This window comes from Kingella kingae ATCC 23330 (assembly GCF_900111845.1).
Classification (GTDB): domain Bacteria; phylum Pseudomonadota; class Gammaproteobacteria; order Burkholderiales; family Neisseriaceae; genus Kingella; species Kingella kingae.
Genome location: NZ_FOJK01000011.1, coordinates 12,961 through 32,556, shown reverse-complemented (window position 1 = coordinate 32,556; position 19,596 = coordinate 12,961). Strand labels below are relative to the sequence as shown.

The 19,596-nt window shown below is 47.3% G+C and carries 16 protein-coding genes, 2 tRNA genes, 1 other RNA gene and 1 pseudogene; 16 read left to right on the top strand and 4 right to left on the bottom strand.

Going from position 1 to position 19,596, the window contains the following annotated elements; genetic code table 11:
- Positions 1–249 precede the first annotated feature (249 nt).
- The 3 genes from BQ5809_RS04030 to BQ5809_RS04020 all read left to right on the top strand — a co-directional run bounded on the left by BQ5809_RS04030 (position 250) and on the right by BQ5809_RS04020 (position 3,783).
- A complete protein-coding gene (locus BQ5809_RS04030) occupies positions 250–705 on the top strand; it encodes a hypothetical protein (RefSeq protein WP_003788015.1) in 456 nt (151 codons plus the stop codon).
- Positions 706–800: 95 nt separating this feature from the next.
- Positions 801–2,690 (top strand): ribonuclease catalytic domain-containing protein, encoded by a 1,890-nt coding sequence (locus tag BQ5809_RS04025; RefSeq protein WP_003788013.1) that lies wholly within the window; start codon positions 801–803, stop codon positions 2,688–2,690.
- Between the two features lie 124 nt (positions 2,691–2,814).
- Entirely contained in the window at positions 2,815–3,783 is a 969-nt protein-coding gene (locus tag BQ5809_RS04020) for a bile acid:sodium symporter family protein (RefSeq protein WP_003788011.1), read from the top strand.
- 288 nt (positions 3,784–4,071) lie between these two features.
- On the opposite strand, the gene BQ5809_RS04015 is transcribed toward BQ5809_RS04020, so the two are convergent.
- From BQ5809_RS04015 to BQ5809_RS04000, 4 genes and pseudogenes are all read right to left on the bottom strand, one after another.
- A tRNA-Asp gene (locus BQ5809_RS04015) sits at positions 4,072–4,148 on the bottom strand.
- Between the two features lie 35 nt (positions 4,149–4,183).
- Positions 4,184–4,259 (bottom strand) — tRNA-Val (locus tag BQ5809_RS04010).
- Positions 4,260–4,364: 105 nt separating this feature from the next.
- A complete protein-coding gene (locus tag BQ5809_RS04005) occupies positions 4,365–4,784 on the bottom strand; it encodes a shikimate dehydrogenase (protein ID WP_003788009.1) in 420 nt (139 codons plus the stop codon).
- A gap of 144 nt (positions 4,785–4,928) precedes the next feature.
- A pseudogene (locus tag BQ5809_RS04000) lies at positions 4,929–5,600 on the bottom strand (IS1595 family transposase).
- A gap of 233 nt (positions 5,601–5,833) precedes the next feature.
- Here BQ5809_RS04000 and BQ5809_RS03995 point away from each other — a divergent pair.
- The 13 genes from BQ5809_RS03995 (at position 5,834) to nuoI (ending at position 19,594) form a co-directional block, all read left to right on the top strand.
- Entirely contained in the window at positions 5,834–7,876 is a 2,043-nt protein-coding gene (locus BQ5809_RS03995; RefSeq protein WP_003788002.1) for a M3 family metallopeptidase, read from the top strand.
- Positions 7,877–7,961: 85 nt separating this feature from the next.
- Positions 7,962–9,704 carry a potassium/proton antiporter gene (locus BQ5809_RS03990; protein WP_003788001.1) on the top strand — a complete coding sequence of 581 codons (1,743 nt, stop codon included), beginning with the start codon at positions 7,962–7,964 and terminating at the stop codon, positions 9,702–9,704.
- 9 nt (positions 9,705–9,713) lie between these two features.
- Positions 9,714–10,076: RNase P RNA component class A (rnpB, locus tag BQ5809_RS03985), an RNA gene on the top strand.
- Positions 10,077–10,335: 259 nt separating this feature from the next.
- Complete coding sequence (locus BQ5809_RS03980; RefSeq protein ID WP_003787996.1) at positions 10,336–10,704, top strand: NADH-quinone oxidoreductase subunit A; 369 nt, start codon at positions 10,336–10,338, stop codon at positions 10,702–10,704.
- Positions 10,695–11,174 carry a NuoB/complex I 20 kDa subunit family protein gene (locus tag BQ5809_RS03975; RefSeq protein WP_003787993.1) on the top strand — a complete coding sequence of 160 codons (480 nt, stop codon included), beginning with the start codon at positions 10,695–10,697 and terminating at the stop codon, positions 11,172–11,174. Before BQ5809_RS03980 ends, BQ5809_RS03975 begins: the two co-directional genes overlap by 10 nt.
- Before the next feature lie 12 nt (positions 11,175–11,186).
- Complete coding sequence (locus BQ5809_RS03970; RefSeq protein WP_003787992.1) at positions 11,187–11,774, top strand: NADH-quinone oxidoreductase subunit C; 588 nt, start codon at positions 11,187–11,189, stop codon at positions 11,772–11,774.
- Entirely contained in the window at positions 11,767–13,023 is a 1,257-nt protein-coding gene (gene nuoD, locus BQ5809_RS03965; RefSeq protein ID WP_003787991.1) for an NADH dehydrogenase (quinone) subunit D, read from the top strand. Before BQ5809_RS03970 ends, nuoD begins: the two co-directional genes overlap by 8 nt.
- Complete coding sequence (gene nuoE, locus BQ5809_RS03960; protein WP_003787988.1) at positions 13,023–13,496, top strand: NADH-quinone oxidoreductase subunit NuoE; 474 nt, start codon at positions 13,023–13,025, stop codon at positions 13,494–13,496. The genes nuoD and nuoE overlap by 1 nt, the downstream gene beginning before the upstream one ends.
- A 144-nt stretch (positions 13,497–13,640) precedes the next feature.
- Positions 13,641–14,942, top strand: a complete 1,302-nt coding sequence (nuoF, locus tag BQ5809_RS03955; protein WP_003787987.1) for an NADH-quinone oxidoreductase subunit NuoF — start codon at positions 13,641–13,643, stop codon at positions 14,940–14,942.
- A gap of 186 nt (positions 14,943–15,128) precedes the next feature.
- Positions 15,129–17,378, top strand: a complete 2,250-nt coding sequence (gene nuoG, locus BQ5809_RS03950; protein ID WP_003787984.1) for an NADH-quinone oxidoreductase subunit NuoG — start codon at positions 15,129–15,131, stop codon at positions 17,376–17,378.
- A 2-nt stretch (positions 17,379–17,380) separates the two neighbouring features.
- Positions 17,381–18,457 (top strand): NADH-quinone oxidoreductase subunit NuoH, encoded by a 1,077-nt coding sequence (gene nuoH / locus BQ5809_RS03945; RefSeq protein ID WP_003787982.1) that lies wholly within the window; start codon positions 17,381–17,383, stop codon positions 18,455–18,457.
- Positions 18,458–18,606: 149 nt separating this feature from the next.
- Entirely contained in the window at positions 18,607–19,017 is a 411-nt protein-coding gene (locus BQ5809_RS03940) for an ACT domain-containing protein (protein ID WP_003787979.1), read from the top strand.
- A gap of 97 nt (positions 19,018–19,114) precedes the next feature.
- Entirely contained in the window at positions 19,115–19,594 is a 480-nt protein-coding gene (gene nuoI, locus BQ5809_RS03935; RefSeq protein ID WP_003787977.1) for an NADH-quinone oxidoreductase subunit NuoI, read from the top strand.
- The last annotated feature ends 2 nt before the right edge of the window (positions 19,595–19,596 follow it).

Here is a 19,596-nt window from a genome sequence, read left to right as displayed (position 1 = left end):
ATTCTATATTATTTAGTTTAGTGTTAAACATAGTACGGCTTTACGGTTACAAATCTTGGAAACCATGGTTAGCTCGTTTTGCGAATCGCATTGACCGTATTGTGGCTATTATTTAAAACTTGTCAGGCCTGGGACTTATCTCACCAATAATCGTGAATATTGAGCGAATTGATGGGTTAAAACCCACCTTACGACTGATAAATTGTTCGTTTTGCAGAAAATCTATTTATCCCACCCCAAAAAATCATCATGAATACCCGTTTATTTTTATCCGCCCTATGCCTGACATCTGCACCGTTGCTCTACGCGCAATCGGCATCTGCGCCCAGTTTGTCTGTATCCCAAATCATTCAAAACGAAATCGCCCAAACATGGCAAAGCAGCGATTTTGCGCCAACCGAAATTGAACCGATTAGCGCGTCCAGTACCGCATCTGCACCGACTACGCGCCCTGTACTGCAAACGCATACACGCTACACGCCCAGAGTACAGGCTGCTTCGGAAGTAACCTTGCCGAGCAAGCCCACGCGCCGTCAAATTTTGCAGCAAGAAATCAACCGTGAACGTCAGGCTTTGGCAGCAGCGCGTGTGCGTTTGTCTGCCGCGCAAAAACGAAATAATGCCGCAGAAGTGCAGGCTGCTTTGGCGCAAATTCAAGACCGTGAGGGCAATATTGCTGCGTTGGAATTGGAAGCGCGTAGATAAACATTTGACACAATCAAAGCAGCCTGCACTTTGGATAAAAATGTGCAGGCTGCTTTTTCCGCTATAATCGCGCCATTCCATTATGAGAACACACCATGAGCCATATTTTTTATGAAGACGGCGGACAATTCAAAGTCGCCAGCATCGTGCAAAAAAACGATAGCACCTATCAAGCCGACACGCAACACGGCAAGCGCGTCAAAGTCAAAGCCGCCAACACGTTTATTGAATTTGACGGCAGCATGGACAGCTTCATGCAAACCGCCCAAGCCGAAGCCAACGAAATCGACACCGAATTGCTGTGGGACTGCGTAGGGCAAGACGAATTCGACTTCAAAGCCGCCGCCAAAGAATATTTTGGCAACCAAGCCAGCAAAACCCAATTAGCCGCGACTTTGATGGCGTTGTATGCTGCGCCAATGTATTTTCACAAAAAAAACAAAGGCGTGTTCAAAGCCGCACCCGAAAACGTACTCAAACAAGCCCTAGCCACGATTGAACACAAAGCGCAACAAGAAGCGCAAATCCAAGCATGGGCAGACGAAATGGTTGCAGGTCGCTTGCCCGATGCCATTGCCACCGAATTGCCGCAAATTTTGTACGACCCCGACAAGCAATCGTTGGCATACAAAGCATTCCACAAAGCCAGCGACGCGCTGAAATTGTCGCTCTACGAACTGGCGTTGCACACAGGCGGCATCACGTCCAAACCACAATATTTGTTGCAACGCTTTGCCTACAAATATTTCCCCAAAGGCATGGATTTTCCCGAATTATCCGCACCAGAGCAGCCTGCACATTTGCCGCTTGCCAACGTACAAGCCTTTTCCATTGACGACTTATCCACAACCGAAGTCGATGACGCGCTGTCGGTGCAAGATTTGGGCAACGGCAGCAAGCGCATCGGCATCCACATCGCTGCCCCCGCGCTGGGCATCGAGCCGAATAGCGATGTAGAAAAAATCGTCATGCAGCGGTTAAGCACGGTGTATTTTCCTGCCAACAAAATCACCATGCTGCCCGAAAACTGGATTGGCGCGTTCAGCTTGGACGAGGGCAAAGTCGTGCCAGCGTTCAGCATTTATTTTGATGTAGATGAAAATTGGCAGTTATCCGAGCCAACCAGCCAAATTGAGCTTGTGCCAATCGCCACCAATTTGCGTATTCAAAACATCGAACCATTTTTTAATAGCGAAACAGGCGTAGGCAGCGCGGATAATCCACAGTTTGCCCACCATGCCGATTGCTTGTATTTGCTGGATTTAGCGCGCGAATTGCAACGCCAGCGCGACCGTTTGGACGACCCCACTTTGCCCAAAAAATACGATTACGGCATTGATTTTGATGCCAACGGCAAAGTGCTGATTACGCGCCGTGAACGCGGTTCGCCGATTGACACGCTGGTCAGCGAAATGATGATTTTGGCGAACACATCGTGGGCAAAAATGCTGCACGATAACGAATTGGCAGGTTTATTCCGCGTGCAGCCGAGCGGTCGCGTGCGAATGTCCACGCATTCCGAGCCGCACATCGGCATGAATGTGGCGCATTATGGCTGGTTTACTTCGCCGCTGCGCCGTGCCAGCGACTACATCAACCAAAAGCAACTGCAAAGCCTGCTCGACCCAGACAGCGAGCCACGTTTTACCAAAAACGACAGCGATTTATTTGTGGCATTGGGCGCGTTTGAAGCCGCGTTTAACGCCTATCGCGCGTTTCAAGACACGATGGAAAACTACTGGGCAACCGTGTGGCTGGTGCAAGAAAACGTGCACGAAATCAATGCTGTGGTGCTAAAAGAAGACTTGGTGCGCTTGGAAGGCTTGCCACTAACGGCACGCGCCACTGGCATTCCAATCGAGATTGCGCCCAAAGCCACCGTCAAGCTGGCGATTACCGAAATCGACCCCGAACAGCAATTTATCGCGCTGAAATATTTGTCGGTTGTGCCAACCGCGACAACGGTTGTGGTAGATGAAGAGTGATTGGGATAAATAAATTGCAGGCTGCTTTTGTATGGAATATTCCGCACAAAAGCAGCCTGCAATTTCACTTTGCTATACTGTGTTAATTCTTGTATGCTTGCCACCCTTTGTTTAGGAAAATTTCATGAGCATATTAAATAAAATCAGCGATTTTGTTGGCAAAACCTTTACGATTTGGGCGACTTTATTTGCCGCGCTGGGATTGCTATCGCCCGAATCATTCAAATGGGTGCTGCCCAACGTGCCGTATTTGTTGGGCGTGATTATGTTTGGCATGGGCTTAACGCTCACACCCAGCGATTTTAAAATTGTTGCCACCCACCCAAAAGCCGTGTTGGTAGGTGTGCTGGCGCAATTTTTGATTATGCCGATAACCGCTTTTTTGTTGGCAAAAGGATTTAGCCTGCCGCCCGAAATTGCCGTGGGCGTAATTTTGGTTGGTTGCTGCCCAGGAGGCACAGCGTCCAACGTGATTACCTTTTTGGCGCGTGGCAATGTACCGTTGTCAGTGGGCGTAACGTCCATCACCACGCTGCTTGCACCCATTTTTACCCCTGCGATTTTTTACGTTTTGGCGCACCAATGGCTGCAATTTGACCCCAGCAAAATGCTGTTGTCTATTTTGCAAATCGTGTTGTTACCGATAGTGTTGGGCGTGTTGGCGCACAAATTCTTCAAAAAACAAACCGAAGCCGCCGCCGAATTGTTGCCCTTGGTGTCGGTGGTTGCCATTATTTTGATTATTGCCGCGATTATTGGCGCGAGCAAGGCCAAAATCCTAGAAAGTGGTTTGTTGATTTTTGGCGTAGTGATTTTGCACAATAGCTTGGGTTATTTGCTGGGATTTTTTGCCGCTCGTTGGTGCAAATTGCCGTTTGACGCGCAAAAAACGCTGGCGATTGAAGTCGGTATGCAAAATTCAGGTTTAGGCGCGACGCTGGCGGCGGCACATTTTGCCGCCGCGCCTGTGGTTGCTGTGCCAAGTGCCTTGTTTAGCGTTTGGCACAATATTTCAGGCTCAATCTTGGCGAGCTACTGGGCAGCGCAAGCAGAAAAAGCGGATAAGCAAGCACAGCAACAATCGCCTGAATAAAAGAATCATAATAAAAAGTAGCTTGCACTTTGTGTTTAAAAGGTTGTGCCTGCCTACGGCATACACCTTTTATAGTGAATTAAATTTAGATTAGTACAGCGTTGCCAACTCCCTTATGTACTAGATGTACACGGCGGTCGTTGTCGACCTTGTCCTAATTTAAATTTAATCCACTATATACCCAAATCAAAGATTTGGACAAAAGGTGCGGGCTGCTTTTTGTTTGTTGGATTGATATGACGTCAACAAAAAAATAAACCGTATCCATGACAGATACGGTTTGGAATTTGGCGCGGTGGACGGGGCTCGAACCCGCGACCACTGGCGTGACAGGCCAGTACTCTAACCAACTGAGCTACCACCGCGCATGAACATTTGATAAATCAAACGCCCAAAAAAATGGTGGGTGATGACGGAGTCGAACCGCCGACATTCTGCTTGTAAGGCAGACGCTCTACCAACTGAGCTAATCACCCATTCGTTTCGCCGTGCAGCGAAACGACGTTATTAAACCAAAGTTTTGATTATTTGGCAAGCGATATTGGCTCGCTAAATAATAAGTTTTTCATATTTAATCAAATTTATTTTTGCGATTGATGGTTTTTCAATAGAAAATCGGTCATCAAATCGCGCACGCTGGCAAACATATCCAAACCTGTGGACGTGCGACAACCGCGTTGGCGCGCGGTTTCTATCCACGCGGTCAATGGTAGGTGCGCCACGATATCGCCCACAAACATATCGCCTTGCCAAGTGCCATTGGTATTGCGGCGAACTACGTTTACGGTATGCAAAAATTGGGCGTGTTCGGATACGCTATCACACAAATCGGTGAACGAGATTTTGTGTGGCACGGTTACCATAATGCCGTCCACGTTTTGCTGCGTTTTTATGCCTGCGAAAAGGGCTGCTAGCTGGGCTGGGGCAACGTGTGCAGGAATGCATACGGTATTGAAGCTGCGTTGCTGCAACACTTCGCTTACCATGCTGGGCGATTTCACTTGGGCGATGGGGGTGCCGACTACATAATATAGTGGATTAAATTTAGATTAGGACAAGGCGACAACGACCGCCGTGTACAGCTAGTACATAAGGAAGTTGGCAAACGCTGTACTAATCTAAATTTAAGGGGCTGTCCTAGATAACTAGGACAAACTCGATTTTACTAATTGTTTTAAAATAGAACAAGAACTTTTATCTCACTGTTGTTAAAACGCCATTCGCACTCCTTTAAATACAGCTCAAAATGCTTTTTGGGAATGCCGTTAAACTTGCGTAAATGACGTTTTTGCTTGATTCCAAAAGTGCTCAATTCCGTTGATATGGTTTTGTCGTTCAGCAAAATGTGTGCTGTGATTGATACGAAAACGAAGTTTCAGCGAAGCTAAAATGGCTTTGTCGCTCACATCTAATACATCATAGCTACGATAACAATCCGTATAAACAATGCTGTCAGGTTTCACTTGTTCACGGATAATAGGCAATAAAGTAGCGGTTTGAGTATTCGGTACAGTAACCGCATAAACCTTACCATTTCGCTTCAAGAGCCCAAATACAGCGACTTTTCCAGCAGCACCTCGACCGCGTTTACCTTTTCGTTGTCCACCAAAATAACTTTCATCTGCTTCTACTTCGCCATCAAACATTTCTAAATGTGGACTGTTTTGATAAATAAGTAATCGTAAACGATGAAAATAATAGGCTGCGGTATTTTTATTAACACCTACTAACTCTGCTGCTGTTCTTGCGGTTACACCTGCGACAAATAGCTCAATGAGTTTGTTTTGTTTGTACTGACTTAGACGACTTTTTCGCATAGGGATAATTCTAACTTAATTTGAATTTCCCTAGTTATCTAGGACAGCCCCAAATTTAATTCACTATACACGCGCGTTGAATCCTTTAAAGTTAGCTCCATGATAGACTCCAAAGTGGTCGTTGAAGATGGCTTTAATGTAGGGCAAATTCGCGCAAAAAGCAGCCTGCACCTTGTTTTCTGCACAATCCGCCCCATTTAAACGCAACCTATTTTCAACAACGGAAAAACAAAATGTCAGCAAATATCCTTTTAAATTTAGACAACGAACCGCGTTACAACGAGATCCGCGTAGATGACATCAAACCAGCTATGCAAACGGCAATGTCCGAAGCCCGCGAACAAATCGCCCAAATCAAAACACAGCCTGAAACGACTTGGCTCAACACCGTAGAAACATTAACCGACATCACAGAACGTGTTGGCAGAATTTGGGGCGTGGTGGCGCATTTGAATAGCGTGGTGGATACGCCCGAACTTCGCGCCGTTTACAACGAATTGATGCCTGAAGTTACCGTATTTTTCACGGAAATCGGACAAGATATTGAACTTTACGAGCGTTTCAAAGCGATTAAAAACGCGCCCGAATTTGCCAAATTGAACAACACTCAACAAACGAAATTGGCGCACGATTTGCGCGGTTTCGTGTTGAGTGGCGCGGAATTGTCGCCCGAAAAACAGGCGGAATTTGCCAAATTGCAAATGGAATCGGCGCAATTATCGGCGCAGTTTTCGCAAAATGTGTTGGACGCGACCGATGATTTCGCGCTGTATTTTGATGATGAAAGCAGCCTGCAAGGTTTGCCTGACGATGCGTTGGCGATGTTTCAGGCAGCCGCGCAAGCCGAAAACAAATCAGGTTACAAAATCGGTTTGCAAATGCCGCACTACATCGCCGTGATGCAGTACGCGGACAATCGTGAATTGCGTGAACAGCTTTACCGTGCGTATTGCACTCGTGCGAGTGAGCTGGGCAAGGCGGAATGGGATAACACGCCGAACATTACGCGCTGTTTGGAAATTGCGCTGCAAGAAGCGAATTTGTTGGGCTACGAAAATTACGCGGCGTTGTCGCTGGTTACGAAAATGGCGGAAACACCAGCGCAAGTGTTGGATTTTTTACGCGATTTGGCGAAACGCGCTAAACCGTTCGCGCAACAAGATTTGGCGGAAGTGCGCGAATTTGCCGCGACAAATTTGGGGCTGCCTGACATTCAATCATGGGATTTGAGTTACGCGAGCGAGAAATTGCGTGAACAAAAGTACGCTTTTTCTGAAACGGAAGTGAAAAAATATTTCCCTGTAAGCAAGGTGTTGGCTGGATTATTCACGCAAATCAAGCGTTTGTATGGCGTGAATTTGACGGAAAAATCTGTTCCTGTGTGGCATGAAGATGTGCGTTATTTTGAGTTGGAAAAAGGCGGCGCGATTATTGGCGGCGTGTACATGGATTTGTTTGCGCGTGAAGGCAAACGCGGTGGCGCGTGGATGAATGATTATCGCGGTCGCCGCCGTTTCTTGTCGGGCGATAAGGCTGGGCAAATTCAAACGCCGATTGCGTATTTGGTGTGCAATTTCACGCCGCCAGTTGGGAGCAAGGAATCGCGTTTGACGCATGATGAAATCATTACGCTGTTCCATGAAACAGGACATGGTTTGCATCATTTACTGACGCGCGTGGACGAGTTGGGCGTGAGCGGTATCAATGGCGTGGAATGGGACGCGGTGGAATTGCCGAGTCAATTTATGGAAAATTTCGTGTGGGAATTTGACGTATTGCGCGAAATGTCGGCGCACGAAGACAATGGCGACACGCTGCCTGAAAGTTTGTTTAACAAAATGTTGGCGGCAAAAAATTTCCAACGCGGTTTATTTTTGGTGCGCCAAATGGAATTTGCGTTGTTTGATATGTTGATTTACAGCGAGAAAAATTCAGGCAGCCTGCAAAATTGGGCGGACGTGTTGCAAGCGGTTCGTGCGGAAGTGGCTGTGATTCAACCGCCTGAATACAATCGTTTTGCGAATAGTTTTGGGCATATTTTCGCAGGTGGTTATTCGGCTGGTTATTATAGCTATGCGTGGGCGGAAGTGTTGAGCGCGGACGCTTACGCGGCGTTTGAAGAAAGCGATGATGTGAAAGCCACAGGCGCGAAATTTTGGAATGAGATTTTGGCGGTCGGTGGCAGTCGCAGCGCGGCTGAAAGTTTTAAAGCGTTCCGTGGGCGCGAACCGAAAATTGATGCGTTGTTGCGTCATTCGGGGTTTGATGTACAATAAGCCCTATTAAACACAGTGCAGGCTGCTTTTGAGTTAAACAAAGCAGCCTGCACTTTCTGTAACCACAATAAGGAGCAATTTTGGCATGACCCAAATGAACTGGTTATTTTTGATTATGGCGTTTTTGCTGTTTGCCAGCGTGTTGGCAAGCAGGCTATCGGCGCGACTGGGTATGCCCTTATTGTTGGCGTTTTTGGGCGTGGGTATGTTGGCTGGCGAGGAAGGCATTGGCAATATTTCGTTCAACAATTTTGCAGGCGCGAATTTTGTCAGCCAGCTTGCTTTGGCGGTCATTTTGTTGGACGGCGGTTTGCGAACCAAGTTATCCACATTCCGTATCGCGCTCAAACCTGCGGCGGTGTTGGCAAGTTGGGGCGTGTTGGCAAGCGTGGGTTTATTGGGCGTGTTTGCCACTTGGTTGCTGGGTTTGGATTGGCGATTGGGCTTGCTGATGGCGGCGATTGTCGGCTCAACCGATGCGGCGGCGGTATTTTCCCTGTTGCGAAACAGCGGTGTACGCCTGCATCCGCGTATTCAAGCCACGTTGGAGCTGGAAAGCGGCGTAAACGACCCAATGGCAATTTTGCTGGTGAGCGTGTTGATTAGTTTGATTATGCAGCCCGAACAAACCACATTCGGCAGCGCGTTGGTGATGTTGGTGCAACAACTGGGCTTGGGTTTGTTGTTTGGCTTGGTTAGCGGCAAGATTTTCGCGCTGTTATTGGCAAAAATCCGCTTGGCAGAAGGCTTATACGCGCTGATGATTGCATCGGGCGGCGTGCTGGTGTTCGCGTTGAGCAATTTGGTGGACGGCAGCGGCTTTTTGGCGGTGTATTTGGCTGGCGTGTTGGTGGGCAATGCACGTAATTCATCAACCGAACACGTTTTGAATGTGATGGACGGCTTGGCATGGTTGGCGCAGGCTGCTATGTTTTTGGTGCTGGGTTTATTGGTTACGCCATCTCGCTTGTGGGAGCAATGGCAGCCTGCACTGATGATTGCCGCCTTTTTGATTTTGGTGGCGCGACCGATTGCCGTGTACACATCAATCAAATGGTTCAAATACAGCAAACGCGAAATCGCCTACATTAGCTGGGTTGGCTTGCGTGGCGCAGTACCTGTTACGCTGGCGATTATGCCGTTGATGAGTGGTGTAGAAAACGCGCGATTATTGTTTGATGTCGTGTTTGCCGTTGTGATTTTGTCTTTGTTGATTCAAGGCACAACCATTCCGTTTTTTGCCAAAAAGTTGGACATGGTGTTGCCGCCCGAACCCGAACCGCTGAACGTGCGCGAAATTTGGTTGAGCGACCGCCTATCCATGACCATGCAATCGTTTTTGGTGGGACAAGATTCCGAAGCGCAAGGCAGTCACCCCTATGCCATGACGCGCGATAGCCGTTTTGCAGGCAGCCGCTTGTTTAGCCTAATCCGAAATGGCGAGCCGATTACCGTAAACATGGCGACCCAAATGCAAGCAGGCGACATCGCATGGTATGTGTTGGACGAAGAACAAGGCAACGCTTTTGCGCGACAATTTGCCGATGACGCAGGCAGCCTGCACGAACAACACTTTTTTGGCGAATTTGTGGTCAAACCCGAAGCCCAGTTGAGCGATTTGGTGTTTGCTTATGGCATTAAAGTCGCACCAGAAGAAGCATCGCACACACTAGACAGCTTGTTCCGCGAGCGTTTTGGCGATGTGCCAGTCGCAGGCGATAGAATTGATTTTGATGGCATTTGCATTACAGTGAAACAGTTAGACGAGCAGGGGAATATTCAGGCGTTAGGTTTGAAAATGCCCAAAAAAGCGCAAAACCCCGTATAATCTGCCGTTCAGGTAAAACAGACAGTCGCCGCGTATCGCGTAAGGCATACGGGGAGGAAAGTCCGGGCTACACAGAGCAGAATGCCAGCTAACGGCTGGGCGTGGTAACACGACGGAAAGTGGAACAGAAAGCAAAACCGCCGATGATTGCATTATTGCAACATAGGTAAGGGTGAAAAGGTGCGGTAAGAGCGCACCGCGCAACTGGCAACAGCTTGTGGCAGGCTAAACCCCATTCGTAGCAAGACCAAACAGAACACATTGACGCTGCTCGCCGAGTGTTTGGGTAGGTTGCTTGAACGTGCTGGCAACGGTACGTCTAGATGAATGACTGTCCAACGACAGAACCCGGCTTATCGTTTTACCTGTCTCAATTTATATAAAAAGCAGCCTGCATAATTTGTTCAAAGTGCAGGCTGCTTTTTATTGTCAAAATAATTCGAATCCTTGATTTTGTTATTAAATTACTTTTGCAATAATCACAAATCAATCACGCAAATAAGAATGCCTATCATTACCGCATTGAAAAGATTGATATTTTTGTCATAAAAAGCAGCCGTATTGCTTTAAAAGAGTTGAAAAATTCGTTAAAATGGCAAGTTACATAAATTAACGGTTACACAGGTGCAAAATGTTAGAAAACTATTTTCCTGTACTTATTTTCGCCATTGTCGGTTTAATCGCAGGCATATTATTTATTGGATTAGGCACACTATTTGGCCCAAAACGCCACTACGCTGAAAAAGACGCGCCGTTTGAATGCGGCTTTGAAGCGTTTGAAAATGCGCGTATGAAATTTGACGTGCGTTATTATTTGGTTGCCATTTTATTTATTTTGTTTGATTTAGAAGTCGCGTTCATGATTCCGTGGGCGGTGGTTTACAAAGATTTAATGGCTGAAACAGGCGCGTTTGCGTTTTGGTCTATGCTCGTGTTCATTGTCGTTTTGACGGTGGGCTTTATTTACGAATGGAAAAAAGGTGCGCTGGAATGGGAATAGAAGGCGTTTTAAATAAAGGTTTTGTAACCGCCAGCGCGGATACCGTGTTGAATTATGTGCGTACTGGCTCATTGTGGCCTGTAACCTTTGGTTTGGCTTGCTGTGCGGTGGAAATGATGCACGCTGGTATGGCGCGTTATGACCTTGACCGTTTCGGGATTATTTTCCGTCCGTCTCCACGTCAATCGGATTTGATGATTGTGGCAGGGACTTTGACGAATAAAATGGCACCTGCATTGCGCCGAGTTTACGACCAAATGGCAGAACCGCGTTGGGTGTTGTCAATGGGTTCATGCGCCAATGGCGGTGGTTATTATCATTATTCCTATTCTGTGGTGCGTGGTGCTGACCGTGTTGTGCCTGTTGATGTGTATGTACCAGGTTGTCCACCAACTGCGGAGGCTTTGTTGTACGGCTTGATTCAACTGCAAGGCAAAATTAAACGCACTTATACGATTGCCCGCCACTAAAAGGAAAGCAAAATGCACGTTATTGATTTACAGGCAGCCTGCACCGAAATTTTGGGCAAAAAAGCCAGCAAAATCCTGTTGGCATTTGATGAAGTTACCATTGAATGCCAGCCTGAACACTATTTAGACATCATGACCACCTTGCGCGACCACGAAGACTTACACTTTGAAAGCCTAGTGGATTTGTGCGGTGTGGATTACAGCACTTACAAAAATGAAGCGTGGCAAGGTAAACGCTTTGCTGCCGTGAGCCAACTGGTTTCTGTGAAAAATAATCAGCGTGTGCGCGTTCGCGTGTGGGCGCAAGATGACGATTTGCCGATTGTGCCGTCTGTGGTAGAACTGTATAACGGCGCGGATTGGTACGAGCGTGAAGCGTTTGATATGTATGGAATTATTTTCAATGAGCATCCAGATTTGCGCCGTATTTTGACTGACTATGGCTTTGTGGGACACCCATTCCGCAAAGATTTCCCGATTTCAGGCTATGTAGAAATGCGTTATGACGAAAACGAAAAACGTGTGATTTATCAACCTGTAACGATTGAACCGCGTGAAATCACACCGCGAGTGGTGCGCGAGGAGAACTACGGTGGCTAAATTAAGAAATTACACGATTAACTTCGGGCCGCAGCACCCAGCCGCGCACGGCGTATTGCGTATGATTTTGGAGTTGGAAGGTGAAACCATTGTTCGTGCCGACCCGCATATTGGCTTATTGCATCGTGGTACAGAAAAATTAGCGGAAACCAAAACTTATCTGCAAACTTTGCCATATATGGACAGGCTGGATTACGTTTCCATGATGGTCAATGAGCAAGCGTATTGCATGGCGATTGAAAAATTGGTGGGCATTGAAGTGCCGATTCGTGCCAAATACATTCGCACCATGTTTGCTGAAGTAACGCGCATTCTCAATCACTTGATGGGCGTGGGTTCGCACGCGCTGGATATTGGCGCGATGACGGCGATTTTGTACGCATTCCGCGACCGTGAAGAATTGATGGATTTGTACGAAGCGGTTTCGGGTGCGCGTATGCACGCGGCATATTTCCGTCCTGGGGGTGTGTACCGCGATTTGCCCGATTTCATGCCGAAATACGAAAGCAGCAAATATCGCAATGCGAAAGTATTGAAAGAATTGAACGCGAGCCGTGAAGGCACGATGTTGGATTTTATTGACGCATTCTGTGAGCGTTTCCCGAGAAATATTGATACGCTGGAAACGCTGCTGACGGACAACCGCATTTGGAAACAACGTACCGTAGGCATTGGTGTGGTGTCGCCTGAACGCGCATTGCAAAAAGGTTTTACTGGCGTGATGTTGCGCGGTTCGGGCATTGAATGGGATGTTCGCAAAAAGCAACCGTATGAAGTCTATGACCAAATTGATTTTGATATTCCTGTGGGCGTGAATGGCGATTGTTACGACCGCTATTTGTGCCGTATGGCGGAAATGCGCCAATCGGTTCGCATTATTAAACAGTGCGCAGACTGGTTACGCGCCAATCCAAATCTACCTGTTATCACAGAAAATCATAAAGTTGCGCCACCAAAACGCACCGATATGAAAATCGGCATGGAAGATTTGATTCACCATTTCAAATTGTTCACCGAGGGTATGCACGTTCCAGAGGGCGAAACCTACACGGCTGTGGAACACCCAAAAGGCGAATTTGGTATTTACATGATTTCCGATGGTGCAAACAAGCCGTATCGCCTGAAAATTCGCGCCCCTGGCTTCGCACATTTGCAAGGCATGGACGAAATGGCGCGTGGGCATATGTTGGCTGACGTGGTGGCGATTATCGGGACACAAGACATCGTATTCGGGGAGGTAGATAGATAATGTTATCTGCTGATTCATTGAAACAAATTGACACAGAGTTGGCAAAATATCCTGCCGACCAACGCCGCAGCGCGGTAATGGGCGCGTTACGCATTGCCCAAGTGGAAAAAGGCTATCTCGCGCCTGAAACCATTGAATTTGTGGCGCAATACATTGGCATTCCAGCGATTGCCGCGCACGAAGTCGCGACTTTCTACAATATGTACGACTTGAAACCAGTCGGTAAATACAAATTAACCGTTTGTACCAATTTGCCGTGTGCGTTGCGCGGTGGCGTGGATGCTGGCGAATACTTGAAACAAAAATTGGGTATTGGCTACGGCGAAACCACCGCAGACGGCAAATTTACGCTGGTAGAAGGCGAGTGCATGGGCGCGTGTGGCGATGCTCCTGTTATGTTGTTGAATAATCATAAAATGTGCAGTTTTATGGACGCTGATGCGATTGAGAAGAAATTGGCGGAATTGGAATAAATCCTAAATTTTGAATTTATATTTTCAGGCAGCCTGAAAAGAATAATTACATTGAAAAGCAGCCTGCATTTAAGACAAAGCGAAACAAATAAATATTGGCAGTACAGGCTGCCTGAAACTCAAAACATAAGTTAGGCAAACGAAATGGCAATTTACCAATCAGGCGTTATCTTTGAGGGCGTAAACACCGAAGAAAAAGGCTGCTGGACGCTCGCCGCCTACCAAGCGCGTGGCGGCTATCAAGCTCTACGCAAAATCTTAACCGAAAAAATCGCCCAAACCGACATCATTGACGAAATCAAAGCGTCAGGTTTGCGCGGACGTGGTGGCGCAGGTTTCCCAACTGGTTTGAAATGGAGCTTTATGCCGCGTTCATTCCCTGGTGCAAAATACGTTGTCTGCAACACGGACGAGGGCGAACCAGGGACATTCAAAGACCGCGACATCATTATGTTCAATCCGCATGCCCTGATTGAGGGCATGATTATCGCGGGCTACGCTATGGGCGCGGAAGCTGGTTACAACTATATTCACGGCGAAATTTTTGAAGGTTTTCAATTGTTTGAAAAAGCCTTGCAAGAAGCGCGTGATGCTGGCTTTTTAGGTAAAAATATTATGGGTAGCGAATTTTCATTTGAATTATTCGCGCACCACGGCTATGGCGCGTACATTTGCGGCGAAGAAACGGCTTTATTGGAATCGTTGGAGGGCAAAAAAGGTCAGCCACGTTTTAAACCGCCATTCCCTGCTTCTTTTGGTTTATACGGCAAGCCGACAACGATTAACAATACGGAGACGTTCGCGTCTGTGCCATTTATTATCCGCGATGGCGGCAAAACCTTTGCTGATAAAGGCATTGAAAGCGCAGGCGGTACGAAATTATTTTCTATTTCGGGACACGTTGAACGCCCAGGTAATTATGAAGTTGCGTTGGGTACGCCATTTTCGGAATTGCTGGCAATGGCTGGCGGTGTGCGCGGTGGCAAGAAATTGAAAGCGGTTATCCCAGGGGGTTCGTCTGCGCCTGTGTTGCCAGCCGATATTATGATGTCGTGCAATATGGATTACGACAGCATTGCGAAAGCAGGTTCTATGCTGGGTTCGGGCGCAGTGATTGTGATGGACGAAGATGTCTGCATGGTTAAAGCGTTGGAGCGTTTGGCGTATTTCTATCATGAAGAATCTTGCGGTCAATGTACGCCTTGCCGCGAAGGGACAGGCTGGCTGTATCGCGTGGTTCATCGTATTGCGACTGGTAAAGGTCGCCCTGATGATTTGGAATTGCTGGACAGCGTGGGCAACAATATGGCAGGGCGCACGATTTGCGCGTTGGCTGATGCGGCGGTGTTCCCTGTTCGCAGTTTTACCAAGCATTTCCGCGAAGAATTTGAGCATTACATTAAACACGGTAAGCCAATGAAAGAGCATAAGTGGGGCGATTGGTGATTTTTCAGGCAGCCTGCACATTAAAATAATGAATTAAATTCAAAATTAAACGCTTTGTAGGTTGGCTCTCTGAGCCGACATTTTCAGCAAATAACGCTGCCTGAAAATCTTGTCGGCTTTGAAAGCCGACCTATGAATGATAAGAAAATATTTAAATTTTAAATAAGAACGTAACTAGGAAGAACCATGTTACAAATCCAAATAGACGGCAAACAGATTGAAGTTCAACAAGGCGCAACCGTAATGGAAGCGGCGCATGAATTGGGAACGTATATTCCCCATTTCTGTTATCACAAAAAATTATCCATTGCTGCCAACTGCCGTATGTGCTTGGTGGAAGTAGAAAAAGCCCCTAAACCTTTGCCTGCGTGTGCGACACCCGTAACCGATGGCATGGTGGTACACACGCATTCTGCCAAAGCGAAACAGGCGCAAGAAGGCGTAATGGAATTTTTGTTGATTAACCACCCATTAGATTGCCCCATTTGCGACCAAGCTGGCGAATGCCATTTGCAAGATTTGGCAATGGGCTATGGCAAATCTGCCAGCCGCTACGAAGAAGAAAAACGCTCGGTAGTCGGCAAGGACATGGGTCCGCTTGTATCGGCGGAAGAGATGAGCCGTTGTATTCACTGTACGCGCTGCGTTCGTTTTACCGAAGAAATCGCAGGCGAGCAGGAAATCGGCATGGCTAATCGTGGTGAATTTTCGCAAATCATGCCGTTTATTGGTAAAGCGGTGGAAACGGAATTGTCGGGCAATGTGATTGATTTGTGTCCTGTGGGTGCATTGACGAGCAAGCCATTCCGTTACGATGCGCGTTCTTGGGAATTGTCGCGCCGTAAATCGGTGTCGGCACACGATTCTTTGGGTTCAAATATCATTGTGCAAACCAAAGAACACACGGTTCGCCGCGTGTTGCCGTTAGAAAATGAAGCGATTAACGAGTGTTGGATTTCTGACCGCGACCGTTTTAGCTACGAAGGTTTGTATCACGAAAGCCGTTTGAAAACGCCAAAAATCAAACACGGCGGCGAATGGAAAGATGTGGATTGGACAACGGCTTTGGAATACGTCCGCCATACTTTGGAATGTATCGGCAAGGAAGACGGCAAAGAACAAATCGGTATTTGGGCGAACCCAATGAATACGGTTGAAGAGTTGTATTTAACCAAAAAATTGGCAAATGGCTTGGGTATTCAAAATACTACGGCGCGTTTGCGTGAAAACGACAGCCGTCTTTCAGGCAGCTTGAAAGGGGCGCAATGGTTGGGGCAAAGCATTGAGCAACTGGCGGCGTGTGATGCGGTGTTGGTGGTGGGCGCGAATTTGCGTAAAGAACAGCCATTATTAACGGCTCGTTTGCGCCGTGCCGCAAAAAATGGCATGGCGTTGAGTGTGGTGTCTGCCAATCGTGAAGCCTTGCATATGCCTTTGTTGGCGCAAGAAATTTTGCACCCAAATGAATGGGTTAATTATTTGAATAACCTGCCTGAAAGCGTTTCAGGCAGCCTGCACAATGCGAAAACCGCAGCGATTGTGCTGGGTGCTGATGTGCAAAATCATCATGATTACGCTGGCATTTATGCGGCGGCGCAAAAATTAGCGGAAAAAACAGGTGCGACTTTGGGCGTGTTGCCACAGGCGGCAAACAGCGTGGGCGCAGACGTGTTGGCATTCAATCAAGCCAATGTGGGCGATATGTTGGTTAATCCGAAAAAAGCTGTTTTGTTGATGAATGTTGAGCCTGATGTTGATGTATTGGGCGGCACACAAGCGGTTGCCGCGCTGAAAAAAGCAGGCAGCGTGTTGGCGTTTAGCGCGTACGAAAGCGAAACGCTGTTGGACGTGGCGGACGTGTTGTTGCCAATCGCGCCATTTACCGAAACATCGGGCAGCTTTATCAATATGGAAGGGCGTTTGCAATCATTCCATGGCGTTGTGAAAGGTTATGCCGACAGCCGTCCATTGTGGAAAATTTTGCGCGTGTTGGGCAATTTGTTTGAATTGCAAGGTTTTGAATTTGAAACCAGCGAGCAAGTTTTGGCGGAAGCGTTGGGTAATATCAACGCGCTGCCTGAAAAATTAGGCAATCACAGCACATGGTCAGGCAATGCCGTTTCAGGCAGCCTGCACAAGATTGTGCGCGTGGGCGGCGTAGGCATTTACGAAACTGACCCGATTGTGCGCCGTGCCGTGTCGTTGCAACAAACCAACCACGCTGCCACACCAAGCGCACAAGCCAATACGATTACTTTGGCGCAATTTGGTTTGGTTGATGGCGATGTTGCCATTGCCACGCAAAATGGCGAGCGTGTGAATGTGTTGGTTAAAGCCGATAACACGCTGCCTGAAAACGTGGTTTACTTGCCACATCACAGCAGCAATGCCGCATTGGGCGGATTGATGAACAGCATTGAATTAGTGAGGGCTTAATCATGCAAGAATGGTTTCAAACCCTGTTTGCGACAACACTCGGCTTGGACGAAATGGGCGCAACAATCGGCTTAATCGTGGCGATTTTGGTTAAGATTGTGTTGATTTTATTGCCATTGATTTTGACGGTTGCGTATTTGACTTATTTTGAACGCAAAGTAATTGGTTTTATGCAGTTGCGTACAGGTCCGAATGTGGTTGGACCGTATGGCTTGATTCAGCCGTTTGCGGACGTGTTGAAATTGCTGTTCAAAGAAGTAACGCGCCCGAACACATCAAATAAATACCTGTTTTACATCGGACCGATGTTGTCGCTTGCGCCGTCTTTTGCGGCTTGGGCGGTGATTCCGTTTAACGATGAATGGGTGCTGACCAATGTGGACGCAGGTTTGCTGTACATTTTGATGATTACATCGTTGTCGGTGTACGGCGTGATTATTGCAGGTTGGGCGAGTAACTCAAAATACGCGATGTTGGGTGCAATGCGTTCTTCGGCGCAAACGATTTCTTATGAAATTGCCATGTCAGCCGCTTTGGTGTGTGTGATTATGGTTTCAGGCAGCCTGAATTTTAAAGAAATCGTTGCAGCACAAGCGACAGGGATTGCAGGCGGTTCAATTTTCTCGTGGAACTGGTTTACCTTATTTCCAGCATTTTTGGTTTACCTGATTTCTGCTGTGGCGGAAACAAACCGCGCACCGTTTGACGTGGCGGAAGGCGAATCGGAAATTGTGGCAGGTTTCCATGTGGAATATTCGGGTTTTGCGTTTGCCTTGTTTTTCTTGGCTGAATACATTTTCATGATTTTGATTGGTGCGCTGACTGCCATTATGTTTTTGGGCGGTTGGTTGTCGCCATTCCCACAAAGTTGGGGTGCGATTGGTGCGCCGAGTGCGTTTTGGATGTTTGCGAAAATGGCGTTTGTGTTGTACGGTTATTTGTGGATTCGTGCGACATTCCCACGCTATCGCTATGACCAAATCATGCGTTTGGGTTGGAAAATTTTGATTCCAATTGGTTTTATTTGCATTGCGGCTTTGGCGGCTTGGATGGTTTCGCCATTGAGTTTGTGGAAATAATTTCAGGCAGCCTGAAAATATATATAGGGTTGTAGGTTGGGTCTTGACTCAACATTGCAGGCTGCTTCTAAAAAATTATGTTGGGTTGCCATTCAACCTATACAAAGCAGCCTGCACTTTTCAGGCAGCCTGAAAGAAAATAATTTGATATGAAACCGATTTCTGATTTAACCGAATTGCTGCGTTCCATGCAGCCTGTACTCAATGACGGCGCGTATTATTTTGTTACGCTGCCCGAAAACTGCGATTTACCGCTAACCGACACAGTCGCCACAATCCGCGAGCGTGAAGGTTTATCGGTTGTGATTGGCGAAGAAATCGCATTGGCGCGTGGTTTGCAAAATGATTTCCGTGCGGCATGGATTACGCTGAATGCGTATTCGGATTTGGCGGTGGTGGGCTTGACGGCGGCATTTGCCAAAGCGTTGGGTCAAGTTGGCATTAGCTGCAATGTGGTGGCTGGCAATTTGCATGACCATATTTTTGTGCCGTATGAACAAGCGGATTTAGCCATGCAAACTTTATTGGCGTTGCAACAAAATGGTGTGCAGGCTGCCTGAAAATTTCAAATATGATAATCGCAGCCGCTTTCAGGCTGCCTGAAACCCAGTTTTCTAAATAAAAAACTATCCACATCAAAAGGGTAGGGAACGAATTATGGCAAATTTTGTAAAAACCTTTTTATTAGGCGAATTAGTCAAAGGCATGGGCGTTACGCTCAAAAACTTTTTCGCGCGTAAAGACACGATTTATTTCCCCGAAGAAAAAACCCCGCAATCGGTGCGATTTCGCGGTCTGCATGCCCAACGTCGTTATCCCAATGGCGAGGAGCGTTGCATTGCCTGCAAATTATGCGAAGCGGTTTGCCCTGCCATGGCAATCAATATTGAAAGTGAACAACGCGAAGACGGCACACGCCGCACCACGCGCTACGATATTGATTTAACCAAATGTATTTTCTGCGGATTTTGCGAAGAAGCCTGCCCAACTGACGCGATTGTGGAAACCCATATTTTTGAATATCACGGCGAGAAAAAAGGCGATTTGCACATGACCAAACCTATCCTGTTGGCAATCGGCGACAAATACGAAGCCGAAATCGCGAAACGCAAAGCGGCTGACGCGCCATATCGTTAATT

Bases quoted from the DNA above. Each gene is read 5' to 3' on its own strand.
- nuoF (WP_003787987.1), top strand. From the start codon at position 13,641: ATGGCAATTTACCAATCAGGCGTTATCTTTGAGGGCGTAAACACCGAA.
- BQ5809_RS03975 (WP_003787993.1), top strand. From the start codon at position 10,695: ATGGGAATAGAAGGCGTTTTAAATAAAGGTTTTGTAACCGCCAGCGCG.
- BQ5809_RS04025 (WP_003788013.1), top strand. From the start codon at position 801: ATGAGCCATATTTTTTATGAAGACGGCGGACAATTCAAAGTCGCCAGC.
- BQ5809_RS03995 (WP_003788002.1), top strand. From the start codon at position 5,834: ATGTCAGCAAATATCCTTTTAAATTTAGACAACGAACCGCGTTACAAC.
- nuoG (WP_003787984.1), top strand. From the start codon at position 15,129: ATGTTACAAATCCAAATAGACGGCAAACAGATTGAAGTTCAACAAGGC.
- nuoE (WP_003787988.1), top strand. From the start codon at position 13,023: ATGTTATCTGCTGATTCATTGAAACAAATTGACACAGAGTTGGCAAAA.
- BQ5809_RS04020 (WP_003788011.1), top strand. From the start codon at position 2,815: ATGAGCATATTAAATAAAATCAGCGATTTTGTTGGCAAAACCTTTACG.
- nuoH (WP_003787982.1), top strand. From the start codon at position 17,381: ATGCAAGAATGGTTTCAAACCCTGTTTGCGACAACACTCGGCTTGGAC.
- BQ5809_RS03990 (WP_003788001.1), top strand. From the start codon at position 7,962: ATGACCCAAATGAACTGGTTATTTTTGATTATGGCGTTTTTGCTGTTT.
- BQ5809_RS03980 (WP_003787996.1), top strand. From the start codon at position 10,336: ATGTTAGAAAACTATTTTCCTGTACTTATTTTCGCCATTGTCGGTTTA.
- BQ5809_RS04030 (WP_003788015.1), top strand. From the start codon at position 250: ATGAATACCCGTTTATTTTTATCCGCCCTATGCCTGACATCTGCACCG.
- BQ5809_RS03970 (WP_003787992.1), top strand. From the start codon at position 11,187: ATGCACGTTATTGATTTACAGGCAGCCTGCACCGAAATTTTGGGCAAA.
- BQ5809_RS03940 (WP_003787979.1), top strand. From the start codon at position 18,607: ATGAAACCGATTTCTGATTTAACCGAATTGCTGCGTTCCATGCAGCCT.
- nuoI (WP_003787977.1), top strand. From the start codon at position 19,115: ATGGCAAATTTTGTAAAAACCTTTTTATTAGGCGAATTAGTCAAAGGC.